The sequence below is a fragment of the Candidatus Latescibacter sp. IFSED24 genome (genome assembly GCF_058273205.1).
In genome coordinates, this window is sequence record NZ_CM177850.1 from 1,880,221 (window position 1) to 1,892,800 (window position 12,580).

8 protein-coding genes are annotated in these 12,580 nt (G+C 69.2%); 3 read left to right on the forward strand and 5 right to left on the reverse strand.

Annotated elements, in window-relative coordinates; genetic code table 11:
* Positions 1-88: 88 nt before the first annotated feature.
* Complete coding sequence (locus IFSED24_RS07785) at positions 89-1,519, forward strand: FapA family protein (protein ID WP_491334650.1); 1,431 nt, start codon at positions 89-91, stop codon at positions 1,517-1,519.
* An 18-nt stretch (positions 1,520-1,537) separates the two neighbouring features.
* Here the strand turns inward: IFSED24_RS07785 and pap are convergent, their stop codons facing one another.
* A complete protein-coding gene (pap, locus tag IFSED24_RS07790) occupies positions 1,538-3,034 on the reverse strand; it encodes a polyphosphate:AMP phosphotransferase (RefSeq protein WP_491334651.1) in 1,497 nt (498 codons plus the stop codon).
* A 137-nt stretch (positions 3,035-3,171) separates the two neighbouring features.
* On the opposite strand from pap, the gene IFSED24_RS07795 reads away from it, so the two are divergent.
* Together IFSED24_RS07795 and IFSED24_RS07800 are read left to right on the forward strand one after the other, a co-directional pair.
* On the forward strand, positions 3,172-5,871 hold the full coding sequence (locus IFSED24_RS07795; RefSeq protein ID WP_491334652.1) for a hypothetical protein: 2,700 nt from the start codon (positions 3,172-3,174) through the stop codon (positions 5,869-5,871).
* Between the two features lie 92 nt (positions 5,872-5,963).
* The gene (locus tag IFSED24_RS07800) at positions 5,964-8,108 is read left to right on the forward strand and encodes a Tex family protein (RefSeq protein ID WP_491334653.1); all 2,145 of its coding nucleotides are present in this window, start codon (positions 5,964-5,966) and stop codon (positions 8,106-8,108) included.
* Positions 8,109-8,122: 14 nt separating this feature from the next.
* On the opposite strand, the gene IFSED24_RS07805 is transcribed toward IFSED24_RS07800, so the two are convergent.
* From IFSED24_RS07805 to IFSED24_RS07820, 4 genes are all read right to left on the reverse strand, one after another.
* Positions 8,123-9,250: an HlyD family secretion protein gene (locus IFSED24_RS07805; RefSeq protein WP_491334654.1), complete on the reverse strand. Its 1,128-nt coding sequence runs from the start codon at positions 9,248-9,250 to the stop codon at positions 8,123-8,125.
* A gap of 1 nt (position 9,251) precedes the next feature.
* On the reverse strand, positions 9,252-9,941 hold the full coding sequence (locus tag IFSED24_RS07810) for a DUF4956 domain-containing protein (RefSeq protein ID WP_491334655.1): 690 nt from the start codon (positions 9,939-9,941) through the stop codon (positions 9,252-9,254).
* Between the two features lies 1 nt (position 9,942).
* On the reverse strand, positions 9,943-10,710 hold the full coding sequence (locus IFSED24_RS07815) for a VTC domain-containing protein (RefSeq protein ID WP_491334656.1): 768 nt from the start codon (positions 10,708-10,710) through the stop codon (positions 9,943-9,945).
* A gap of 158 nt (positions 10,711-10,868) precedes the next feature.
* Positions 10,869-12,536, reverse strand: a complete 1,668-nt coding sequence (locus IFSED24_RS07820; protein ID WP_491334657.1) for a lamin tail domain-containing protein — start codon at positions 12,534-12,536, stop codon at positions 10,869-10,871.
* Positions 12,537-12,580 lie beyond the last annotated feature (44 nt).

Here is a 12,580-nt window from a genome sequence, read left to right on the forward strand (position 1 = left end):
TTCCAGTTCAGACCGAACGATAAGAGGGATGGAGGAAGGGGCAAAGCCCGAAACCGCGCGCGGGTCCGCCGGCGCCGAGGACGAAGACATGTCCGAGCATCAGGCCACCGCTATGGACGCCCCCCCGGCGTTCGCAGTCCGACTCAGCGGCGACAAGCTGTCGATGTACGTCAGTGCGCCTGATCCCCACGCCAACCTCGAAGCCACCGCCACGCTCATCGCCGCCGAGTTGCCGCCGCTGGAGCTGGCCGTCGACATCGGGACCGAAATCCTGAGCGACCTCTTGGCCCAGGCCTGCGCCCCCGGCGAACACCTGCTCGACTTCCCGCTCCTGGTGGGCAACATGCCGGAACCGCCGCGCGACGGCGAGGTCCAGTGGCAGGACGACTTCTTCGCCACCGGCTTCGCCCTCGACGAGGACCGCGACAAGATGGACTACTGGGAGCGCGCCGAGAAGCGCGCGGTCTCGCAGGACCAGCTCGTGGCCATCGTGCTGCTGCCGCTGGAGGGGACGCCGGGCCGGACGCTCCAGGGCAACGAGGTCCCGGTGCCCAAACCCAAGCCCGCGCGGCTGCGCGCCGGCAAGGGCATCCGCACCGAGGAAGAGGACGACCGCATCCTCTACCACGCCGCCGTGGCCGGCCGCCTGAACCACAAGGACGGCACCGTGTCGGTGGACGAGGTCTACACCATCCGCGGCGACGTGAGCCTGGAGACCGGCAACATCAAGCACACCGGCGCGCTGGTGGTGCAAGGCGACGTTACCGAGGGCGCCACCATCGAGTGCGACGGCGAGATCGTGATCAAGGGACTGGTCGAACCGGCCAACATCACGGGCGGCGCCAACCTCACCGTGGCCGGCGGGATCGTCGGCGATCCGGAACACTCGATCACCGTGGCGGGCGACGTCCAGGCGCGCTATCTCAACGACGTGAACCTGCGTTGCGAGGGCAACGTGACCGTGACCAGCCAGATCGACCACTCCGAGGTCCTGTGCTGCGGCCGGGTGGAGGTCCCCCGCGGGCGCATCGCCGGCGGCAAGGTCATGGCCTACCGGGGCATCCAGGTCGGTCACGCCGGCGCCCGCGGCGCCACCGGCACCACCCTGATCGCCGGCAGCGACTACCGGATCGAGGCCAAGCAGCAGGCGCATCGCGAACGCATGGCCAAGCTCCAGGGCGCCCGCGAGCAGATCACCGACGCGCTGAGCAAGGCCCTGGCCCAGGGCGTGCTCGACGAGGCGCGCCGCCAGGCGGTCGAGCATCTGAAGACCAAGATCGCGCAGATCGACGAGGCTTTGAAGACCGAGTCCGAGGCCCAGAATCGTGAACTCGAGGAGGCGACCCGCGGCGGAGTGCGCGAGGTCGCAGTCCTGATCGGACTCTGGTCGGGCGTGACCTTCCGCCTCGGCGCGAGCGTGCTGGTCAGCGACCGCTCCTACGACAAGCCGCGACTCGTCACGCTGCGGCGCGACAAGGTCCGGATCCTGCCCATGGGCGAGATGAACACCCCGAGCTGACCGACATCCCTTCCGTCCCTATTCGGCTGCCAGGCGCGCCTCGATGGCCGCGCAGACCGACCGCAGGACCTTGATCCGCGCGTAACGCTTGCAGTTGCTCTCGACGACGGTCCAGGGCGCGTAGGTGGTCGAGGTGCGGAAGAGCATCTCCTCCACGGCGGCGGTGTAGAGGTCGCGCTTCTCGCGGTTGCGCCAGTCCTCGTCGCTGATCTTCCACTTCTTGTGCTCGGTCTGCTGGCGCGCCTCGAAGCGGCGGAGCTGCTCGTCGGTGTCGATGTGCAGCCAGAACTTCAGCAGCACCGCGCCGAAATGCACCAGATGCTGCTCCATCTCGTTGATCTCGCGATATGCCCGCCGCCACTCGGCCTCGCTGCAGAAGCCCTCGATCCGCTCGACCATGACCCGGCCGTACCAGCTGCGGTCGAAGATGGCGAAGTGACCGGCCTTGGGCATCTTGCGCCAGAACCGCCAGAGGTAATGATGGACCTTCTCCTCATCGTTGGGCGCCGCCACCGGCACCACCTCGTAGCCGCGCGGGTCGAGGTTGTGCACGAGGCGCCGGATGTTGCCTCCCTTGCCCGCGGCGTCCCAGCCCTGGTAGACGATGATCACCGGGATCCGATGCCGGTAGATCTGGTGCCCCAGCTCGTCGATCCGATCCTGCAGGGGATCGAGATGGCGGTGATACTCCTCCCATTCGAGCGACTGGCTCAGATCGACCTGGTCGAGAATGGAGGTGCGCAGCGCCACCGGCAAGCCCACCGGCAACGGGGCGGGCGGTGACGGCGACGCCTGCCGCTGCTCCGCCGCCGCGATCCCGCGCTCGAGCGCCAGCGCCACCGTCTCACCCACCTTGAGTGCGGCGAACCGGCGGTCGGTGGCCTCGACCACGGTCCAGGGTGCGTGATCGGTGTCGGTGGCCGCGAGCATCTCCTCGATGAGGTTCTGGTAGTGGTCGTAGCGTTCGTTCTGTTCGAGGTCGTAGGCGTCGACCCGCCAGGCGGTGGCCTCGCTCTCGAGCAGCTTCTTCTGCCGCCGCTTCTGCTCCTTGCGCGAGATGTGCAGGAAGAACTTGACGATGACCATGCCGTCGTCGGCGAGCTGGCGTTCGAAGCAGCGGATGTCCTGGAAGGTCTGGGTCACCGCCTCGCCCTTGAGCTTCTTCTTGAGCCGCCCGCTGAGCACGCGGCCGTACCAGCTGCGGTCGAAGATCGCCATGCGTCCCCGGGCCGGGATCCGGCACCAGAAGCGCCAGAGGAAGGGGCGCATGGCCTCGTCCTCGCTGGGGTCCTTGGTGGTGTAGACCGTGAAGCCGCGCGGATCCAGCGGCAGGATCAGCTGGTTGATCTGGGTGCCCTTGCCCGCGGCGCCCCAGCCCTGGAACACCACGAGCACGGGCACGCCCAGCTCCTGGACGCGCCGCTGGAGCTCGCCGAGCCGGATCTCCAGCGCCTCGCGCTGTGGTTTGTACTCTTCCTTGGTGACCTGGCGATCGAGGTCGATGGACTCGAGCATGATGGCCTCCACTGCGGACGATCACGCATGCTATCATGGTCCCCGACTCGCCTCAAGGCAGCGATTGACAGCACGCGGCGGATCGTCTAGCAAAAGAACATGAGCGGATCTACGGCCCCTCGCATCGGCAGGCAGGCATGACGGCGGCGAATCGTGACGGCTCCTCGGCGACTCACCCGGTGATCAGGATCGCCGAGGTGCGCTCGGAATACACCAGCGCCCGCCTGATCTGCGCCAACCTCGAGCACCGGGTCTCCGGCAGCCGCTACGGGCGCGCGCCGGGCTACCTGCCGCCGGAGATCGACTATCTCACCGCCGACGGGGCGTTCGTCACCATCCAGGTGCGCGATTACGACGTGCGGCTGCTCGATCGGGTCGGCGCCGCCGAGGCCGTCGACCACGTCGGCCGGATCCACCTGGCGCGTCAGGGCGATGAGCCGTCGCGCCACGAACTCGACCGGATCACACGCGACATGCTTCCGGTGATCGCCCCCCGCTTCTTCAAGTCCGACCTCATCGAGAACGACTACGTCGTCCCCTACACCACCGATCGGCACTACCCCGAGACCCAGATCAGCGACAAGGGTTCGGTGCTGCTCCAGCTCACCCGACAGGGTTTCGCCACCCCCGACTTCAACGTGCTGGCCGCCGGCGTCTACACGCTGCCTGTGGACGATCGCCGGACCTGCGTGCACGCCGCCATCCACAACCTGGAGAAGCTCAGCGGCCGGCGCCTGGGCGACCCCGCCAACCCGCTGCTCATCGCCATGCGGTCGGCCATGCCCGACTACCTGCCCGGCTTCATGCCCACCTACCTGAACGTGGGCCTCACGCCCGCCCTGTTGCCCGGCCTGCCGCAACGCTACGGCGCGGACGCCGTGGCCCGGATGCGCCTGAGCAGCCGCCGCACCATCCTGGAGGTTCTCGACCCCGAACGTTCGCGGGCCTTCGAGGAGCGCATCGACCCCGCGCTGTCCCGGGCCGAGAACGACGCCCTCGCCGACCAGATCGAGGCCGTCATCGCCGCCGCCGATCCGCACCTGCTCGACGATCCCTACTACCAGATCGAGTTCTTCCTCGCGAGCATCTACGCCTACTACGACGACCACTTCGACGCGCTGCGCAACTTCATGGGCAACCAGATCCTGCACCCCGCCGTGATCCTCCAGCGCATGGTCTGCAGCGTCATCGACGAGGAATCCTACGCCGGGGTGCTCTACAGCCGCCACCCGCGGCTGGGCACCGGGGTCCACCTGCAATACGCCCGGGCGATCTACGGCGAGGACCTGATGACCGGCCGCCTCATCCCCGAGGAGGTCCACCTCAACGATCCCGAGGAGGCGCGCGAGGCGTTCCCGGCGGTGTACCACTTCTGGCGCCGGCTGCCGCAGCTCGAACAGATCTTCGCCGCGCCCGTCATGGTGGAATTCACCGGGGTGCACGGCACCTTCACCATCCTGCAGGTCAACCGGGCCCAGCTCTCCGGAGTGGGCATGCTGACCGCGGTCATGGACCTCTTCCGGGCGGGCGAGATCGACGCCCGGCGCGTGCGCGAGCTCATCGAGCCCTTCCATATCCGCCAGCTCGAATCCGACGCCATCGACCCCGATTCCCTCGAACAACTGACCCCGTTCTGCAAGGGCATCTCGGTCCTGCCCCGAACCGCGGTCACCGGGCGCGTCTACTTCTCGGGCCAGCGGATCGAGGAGACCCGCAGCGAGCGCGGCGGCGATCACGCCATCCTGGTCAAGGCCCGGTTCACACCCACCGACACCATCACCATGCAGAGCGTCGACGGCATCGCCAGCCTGAGCCCGGCCGCGATCCACGTCGTCACCACCGCCCAGACCCTGGGCATCCCCTCGCTCCTCGATCTCGAGCAGGACGGCGTGCGCCTGGGGCCCGACGGCCGGAGCCTGCACAACCGCGACGGCCTCGTGCTGAACGAGGGCGACTGGGTCACCATCAGCAGCAAGAACAAGCAGCTCTACCGGGGCAAGGCCGTGTTCGCCACCGCCCGCCTCTTGCGCTACATGGACGGCGAGGCCGTGGACCTGCAGCCCGAGGAGCGCGCCACCTTCGAACGGCTGGCCACCTATTACCGCCAGTACCACGCGGTGCTCGACAGCGTGGAGGCCAGCGAGTTCGAGAGCTTGCACGACCTGGGCCAGTCCATGCGCAGCGGCAAGCTACGCGGCCAGGCCGAGCAGGCCACCGAGTTCGCCGACCGCTGCTTCGACGCCAACGAACAGCAACTCGTCGCGCGCCTCTTCGACACCACCCTGGGCATGCACCTGAACAACCTCACCGCCTTCCGGGCGCTGTCGACCGACCGCCAGGCCAGGCTCCTGGGTGCCGCCGCGCGCCGTGCCCACGACCAGGGCCGCCACGGCTACACCGCGGGCGCGTTCGTCATCGGCTGCCTGGTGGATCCGGCCGCCCCCGTGGCCCTGTGGCAGCAGCTGTCCCCCGACGAGGTCGCCCTGCTGCTCGATGAATGGGTGTTGCACCAGAAGTACCAGGCGGTGCTCTCGGAGGTAGGCGAGCGGAAGCTGAGCCGCGCCAAGGACACCATCCTCGCCGACGGCCTCGACCCGCTCCGCCTGCACGTCGGTCTGGTCAAGGAGTTCATGCCGCTGAAGCTCAGCACGGTCGACCTGGACGAAGTGCGCCGCCTGCTGCCCGACAGCGCCGACCCCCAGACCGCCGCGGTGATCGACCTGCTGCGCGAGCCCTACGGCGCGTTCTTCGACTTCGCCCGCCCCGCCGAGGTGGCCCGCCTCCAGCGCCTCTGCACCGCCGCCGGCCGCCCGCTGCCCCGCCCGGACGACCGCTGAGCGCGCCCGCGAGCCTCCGACTTGCCAGCAGACCCCGGGTCCCCGATCATTCTGCCACCGTCCCGATGGAGCACCGACCCGCGAGGAACGCCATGACCACCCTGTCCACCGACCGCATCGCCCGCGAACTCCACCTCCAGCCGCGCCAGGCCGCCGCCGTGGCCGCGCTGCTGGCAGAGGGCGCCACCGTCCCCTTCATCGCGCGCTACCGCAAGGAGATGACCGGCAGCCTCGACGAGGTGCAGATCACCGGCATCCGCGACCGCCTCGCCGAGCTCGTGGCGCTCGACCAGCGGCGCGAAGCCATCCTCAAATCGCTCACCGAACGCGAACTGCTCGACGACGCGCTGCGCGCGGCGGTGGTCGCCGCCGAGACCATGACCGCGTTGGAGGACGTCTACCTGCCCTACCGCCCCAAGCGCCGCACCCGCGCCACCATGGCCCGCGAGCGCGGCCTGGAACCGCTGGCCGCGCTGCTCCTGGCCCAGGACCGGCACACCGACCCCGACCGCGAGGCGGCCCGCTACGTGGACCCGGCCAACGACGTGCCCGACGCGGAGGCCGCGCTGGCCGGCGCCCGCGACATCATCGCCGAGCAGGTGAGCGAGGAGCCGGAGGTGCGCGCCGAGCTGCGTGCGCTGCTTCGCGAGCGCGGCACGATCCGCAGCAAGATGCGCCGGGGCAAGGAGCAGGAGGGCCAGAAGTTCCGCGACTGGTTCGATTTCGAGGAGCCCATCGCGCGGACGGTGAGCCACCGGGTGCTCGCCATGCGCCGCGGTGAAGCCGAGGAGGTGCTCTCGGTCCGGCTGACGGTGCCCGAGGAGTCGGCGCTGCACGTGCTCGAACGGCGCTTCCTCACCGGCCGCGGTCCCGCCTCGAGCCAGGTCGCGCTGGCGGTGGGCGACGGCTGGAAGCGCCTGCTGTCGCTGGCGCTGGAGACCGAACTCCGCCTCGAGCTCAAGAAGGCCGCCGACACCGAGGCCATCCGCGTCTTCACCGAGAACCTGCGCGAACTTCTGCTCGCCGCGCCGCTGGGGCGCAAGGCGGTGCTCGCGCTGGACCCGGGATTCCGCACCGGCTGCAAGCTGGTGGTGCTCGACCCCCAGGGCGCGCTCCTGCATCACGACACCGTCTACCCGCACACCGGCGGCGACCGCGTGCACGCCGCCGCGGCGACGGTGGAACGGCTCGCCACCCGTCACGGGGTCGAGGCCATCGCCGTGGGCAACGGCACCGCGGGCCGCGAGACCGAAGCCTGGGTACGCGCGCTCGCCCTGCCCGACAACTGCGCCGTGGTCATGGTCAACGAGTCGGGCGCGTCGGTCTACTCGGCCAGCCCCATCGCCCGCGAGGAGTTCCCCGACCACGACGTCACCGTGCGCGGTGCGATCTCCATCGGCCGCCGCCTGCAGGACCCGCTGGCCGAGCTGGTCAAGCTCGACCCCAAGGTCATCGGCGTGGGCCAGTACCAGCACGACGTCGATCAGAAGCAGCTCAAGCAGGCGCTCGACGACACGGTCACCAGCTGCGTGAACGCGGTGGGCGTCGAGCTGAACACCGCGAGCAAGCAGCTCTTGACCTATGTCTCCGGCCTCGGTCCCACGCTGGCCGAGAACATCGTCAAGCACCGCGACCAGACCGGGCCCTTCGCCTCGCGCCGGCAGCTCCTGGACGTGGCCCGGCTCGGGCCCAAGGCCTTCGAGCAGGCCGCCGGCTTCCTGCGCGTCCGCGACGGCAAAAACCCCCTCGACGCCAGCGCGGTGCACCCCGAACGCTACGAACTGGTCCAGACCATGGCCCGCGACCTGGACCGCGCCGTGGCCGACCTCCTCGGCGATCCCGATCTGGTCGGCCGCATCAAGCTGCGTGACTACGTCACCGAGACCGTGGGCCTGCCCACCCTCGAGGACATCCGCGCCGAATTGCTCAAGCCCGGTCGCGATCCGCGCCAGCGTTTCGAGGTCTTCGCCTTCGCCGACGTCCACGATCTGGCCGACCTGCAGAAGGGGATGCGCTTGCCCGGCATCGTCACCAACGTCACCAACTTCGGCGCCTTCGTCGACGTGGGCGTTCACCAGGACGGCCTGGTGCACATCAGCCAGCTCGCCGACCGCTTCGTGCGCGACCCCAACGAGGTGGTCAAGGTGCAGCAGCAGGTCACCGTGACGGTGCTCGAGGTGGACACGGATCGGCGGCGGATCTCGTTGAGCATGCGCGAGGATGCGGCAGGGCGCTGAGCGGAGGGCGGGGATCAGCCCCAGCGCACGGTCACCAGCTCGCCGGGCACCATGTCCAGGCCGGGCGGGATCTCCAGCACCACCGGCCGTCCGCGCACCGGTCGCGTGGGGCTGGGCCAGAGCTCCTCGGGCAGCGGGATCACCGTCGGTCCGATCCGCACCACGGGGCACTCGGCGCGGCGCTGCTGGCCATCGCGCGTCTGGATCACCGTGGCCAGCAGATCCTCGCGCCGGCGCAGGCGCTCGACCGACCGCTCATCGAGCCAGACCACGATCTGCTCGGCCCGGGCCGTGGTCAGGGTGAGGACCGGATCGCCCGGCCGCACCACCTGGCCCGGGGACGCCGGGATCTGGATCACCACGCCGTCGAACGGCGCGGTCAGCACCAGGTCCTCGCGCCGCACGGCGACCTCCTCGAGCTGGCGCTGCAGCACCTCGAGGCGGGCGGCCAGGCTCTGGGCCGCCATGTCGCCCGCCAATGCGTCGGCCGTCAACGCCGGCTGCCGGGCCAGGAAGGCCTGCCGGCGCTGTTCGGCCTGCTCGAGGTCGCCGCGCGCCTGGACCAGCAAGGCCTCGTGCTCGGCCACCTTCTCGGCCATGGCGTCATGTTCGGCGCGGACCCGTTCGCACTCGCGCACCGACACCAGCTCGCCGGCCAGCAGCTCGGCATAGCTCGCCACGTCGCGCTCGAGGTCGGCCAGGGTGATGCGGTCGGGCTGGAGGATCGCCATGATCTCCAGGATGTGGAGCCGGGCCTGCTCCACATCCGCCGTGAAACGGCGCAGTTCACCCGCCTCGTCCAGCCGGCGATCCGAATCCTCGAGGATGCTCTCCTGGCGCAACGCCTCGACCTCGGCCAGCACCACCGCCGCTTCCGCGTGGAGCCGCGCATCGTCCAGTCGGGCGACCACCTGGCCGCGGCGCACCTCCTGCAGCAGTCCCACCTCGATGCGGGTCAGCTGTCCGGTCTCCAGCGGTGAGACCACCACGCTGTTGGCCTGCACCAGTCCCTGCGCCTCCACGACAACCGACCGTTCCCGGAGCATCAGCCCCACCGCCAGGCAGGCCATCAGCCACACCATGATCGGACCGCGATGGCGGTGGACCAGGTTCACCAGGGGCTTCTGCTTCAGCAGGCTCATCTCAGATCTCCAGCAGCTGTTCTTGCAGGGTGAGGTCGAGATCGGTGATCAGATCGAGTTTCTGCAGGGCGTCGAGCAACTGGGGATTCTGCCGCATGTCGTGCAGTTGCAGATGGAAGGTGTACTCGGATGGTCCCTCGCCGGGCTCGTTGGCCGCAGCCAGCACCCACTGGCGGCAATACTGGCCCAGGATGTCGAGCACCGCCGTGCCGTCGCCCACCGGGCTCGCCGTGCGCACTCGCAGGAACGCGTTGTGAGGCTCGTGCGCTCCGAACCCGAACCGATGCAAGTAGAAGGCGATGGCCGAGAGCACCACCGTGCCGAGGATGGCCACCGCGAAGCGCATGGAGCCGCAGGCCATGCCGATGGCCAGGGCGCAGAAGATGAAGGCGATGTCGCGGGTGTCCTTCAGCATGTTCCGGAAGCGGATGATGGCCAGGGCGCCCATCAGGCCCACCGCGGTGACGATGCTGTTGGCGATCACCGCCATGACCATGGCGATGACCACGGTGATCAGGACCAGCGACTGGACGAAGTTGCGGCTGTAGCTCAGACCGCTGTGAGTGGCGTAGTAGACCCAGGCCAGCGCCTGCCCCAGCACGAAGGCCAGCAAGAGGCTGATCAGGATGTCGGTGGCCGAGGCCGTGCTCGGCCCGGCGCCGGATTCCAGGAGGGACCAGAGTTCCGACATCTCAGCCCTCCACCTGTCTGGCCATGAGCCCGAACGCCGCCGGGGTGCCGGCGTTCAACGACATGGTGTACTTGGAAACCGAGCGGGCCTGCAGCTGGTAGCGGCGCACCATCTCCTGCAGCCAGGCGGGATAGCGACCGTTGAACTTGATCTCGAGCACCACCTCCTCGGCGAGGACGTTCCGCCAGCCACAGCCGCCCATGTGCACGTCCCAGGCCCCGGTGAGCCGGGTGCGCAGATCGCGGTCGAAGGTCACCCGCACCCGGGACGGCCCGTCCCCCTCGAAGGCCTCGCGCCGGTACCGCACCAGGGCCTGGGGCGTGGCGGCGAGGTACGAGCGATAGAAGCGGAACTGGGCGGCTGCCGGGGTCCCCTCCTGGCTCGCGGAGGGTGACGAGAACGTGGCCAGGTCGCAGCGCGGCGCCGAGCAGCGGTCCTTCAGGATGACCGTGTTGAGGCGGCGCTTGATCTCGAGGTAGACCGGGCTGTCGGGCAGGTCGTCATAACCGCGGATGCGCAGCTTGAAGCGGTTCTTCTTGCCGTTGAGGCTCTCGCGGCAGAGGCGCAGGTCGGCCGAGTCGAGGTAGAGGCTGCAGATGTCGTAGTGATGATCGCCGGTGGCGAGGCTGTACGGGTCGTGGGGCAGATGGGCGGCGACGAAGGCGCGGACCGGCGAGGCCAGCCCCCGGGGCAGACGATACTTGAACTCGTACCGGCAGAAGCGGTCTCGAGATCCCGGGTTGTGGGCATGTGCAAGATTGGTCTGCATGATGGCATTCGCCGGCGTCGTGGTTGCATCCCCCGGTTCCCCCAGCAGCCTTCCTAGGCCGGGAGGCACGCCAGGGCGGTCAACCACAGGATTGTACAATAATTGTTAAGGTCTTGTCAAATAAAGACTAGCACGAGACCGGCAGCCCGGCACCGTGATCATCGCGCCAGGGTCACCCGCTGGCTGCGAACCAGCCCGCCGCACCGCATCCGGAGGCAGTAGACGCCGCTGGGCAACGCCCGGCCGGCCGCGTCATCGCCGCACCAGACGAGCGAGTGCCGGCCCGCGGACATCCGGCCGTCCACGAGGGTGCGGACGTGCCGGCCCCGCAGATCGAAGACCGCCAGGTGCACGCGGTCGGCGGCCGGGACGTAGAAGTCCACGCTGGTGCGCGGGTTGAAGGGGTTGGGGTGGGGAACGGCCAGCTGGGGCTTGGGGACCTCCCCGAGGGGAGCGCTCACTCCCGAGCCGTTGCTCGCTCCGGGCGTGGGGTTGGTGAAGGTGATCCAGGGCAGGCCGGCGTCGACGCGGCGGCCGTAGCTGATGTCGGTGGTCTGGGCGCCGAAGACCACGCTGTCGAGCAGCTCCTCGCCCAGGAAGAGACCGATCTCCTCGCCCCCGGCCGACAGCTTGAAGGTGGCATGCAGCGGCCCGTCATCGGGGTCGTCGTCGCACCAGACCAGCAGGAAGGCGCCGGGTCCGATCACCACGTCGGGGAAGAGCCACTGCTCGGGATCGGTCAGATCATCGGTCAGGGACAGGCCCAAAAGCGACACGGGCTCGCTGCCGGGATTGTAGAGCTCGACCCAGTCCTCGGCGGTTCCGGTCTCGTCCTGGATGCCGTTCTCGTTGCTGGCCAGGAACTCGTTGATCACCAGGAGGGGTTCCAGCGTGGCGGGGTTGGTCTGGCCCGGAGTGACCATGTCGGTGGCCTCCCAGTCGCCACCGTCGGGAATGCGCGCATAGGCCTGGTCCACCCCGAGCGCCGGGTAGATCACCGAGTCGGTGGCGAGGCCGTCGGTGGCCTCGAAGACCAGGGCTCCGCCGCTGGCCGACAGCAGGGGCGCCACGTGGGTCGGCCCCTCGGCGGGCTCGCCGTCGAGCCAGAGCAACTGGTACCCGGAGGCCGGCACGATCAGCCCCGACAGTGCCGCCTCGGTGCCCACCGCGTCGCGCAACAGGGTGCCGGACAGGTCGACGGGGATCGGCAGCGGGTTGGCGATCTCCAACCAGGGATCGTGGTCCCCGGCCGCATCGGCGATGACCGTGGCGTTGATGCTCATCAATTCGTTGAGCATGAGGAGGCCCTCGTGGTGCGCCTCGGTGTTGGGCAGGCCGGGCGAGGGATCGCGGCCCCAGGTCCAGTCGCCGGCGCCGTCGGGCAGGCGCTGGTACACGTGGTCCGGGAACTGGCGCGGGAACTCGACCTGGTCGAGCACGGTGATCCCGTCGGCCGCCAGCAGGAACAGGTCCTCGCCGCCGGAGGAGAGCCGGAACGAGAGGTGCGCCGGCCCCTGGCCGGGCTGGCCGTCGGCCCAGAGGATCAGGCGTCCGCCGGCGGGCACTATGAGCGAGGCGGGAATCTGGTGCAGGTCGACGAGGTCGGCATCATCGGTGAGGTAGAGTCCCATGAGGTCGACCGGCGCCGACCCTGCGTTGTACAGCTCGAGCCAGTCGTCATACTCGTCGAAGTCGTCGGCCAGGGTCTGTTCGTTGTCGGCCTGGATCTCGTTCAGGCGCAGATCCTGCGCCGAGATCGGCCCCAGCAGGGGTCCCAGGATGAGGACACTGGCAAAGAGAAGTGAGATCTGGATCCTGCTGGACATGCTTCCATCCCCCGGTTGCTGAGGCGACCACCCTGGTCCATGGC

Coding starts and splice junctions, on each gene's coding strand:
- IFSED24_RS07815 (WP_491334656.1), bottom strand. CDS start 10,710: ATGCAGACCAATCTTGCACATGCCCACAACCCGGGATCTCGAGACCGC.
- IFSED24_RS07810 (WP_491334655.1), bottom strand. CDS start 9,941: ATGTCGGAACTCTGGTCCCTCCTGGAATCCGGCGCCGGGCCGAGCACG.
- IFSED24_RS07820 (WP_491334657.1), bottom strand. CDS start 12,536: ATGTCCAGCAGGATCCAGATCTCACTTCTCTTTGCCAGTGTCCTCATC.
- IFSED24_RS07805 (WP_491334654.1), bottom strand. CDS start 9,250: ATGAGCCTGCTGAAGCAGAAGCCCCTGGTGAACCTGGTCCACCGCCAT.
- IFSED24_RS07800 (WP_491334653.1), top strand. CDS start 5,964: ATGACCACCCTGTCCACCGACCGCATCGCCCGCGAACTCCACCTCCAG.
- pap (WP_491334651.1), bottom strand. CDS start 3,034: ATGCTCGAGTCCATCGACCTCGATCGCCAGGTCACCAAGGAAGAGTAC.
- IFSED24_RS07785 (WP_491334650.1), top strand. CDS start 89: ATGTCCGAGCATCAGGCCACCGCTATGGACGCCCCCCCGGCGTTCGCA.
- IFSED24_RS07795 (WP_491334652.1), top strand. CDS start 3,172: ATGACGGCGGCGAATCGTGACGGCTCCTCGGCGACTCACCCGGTGATC.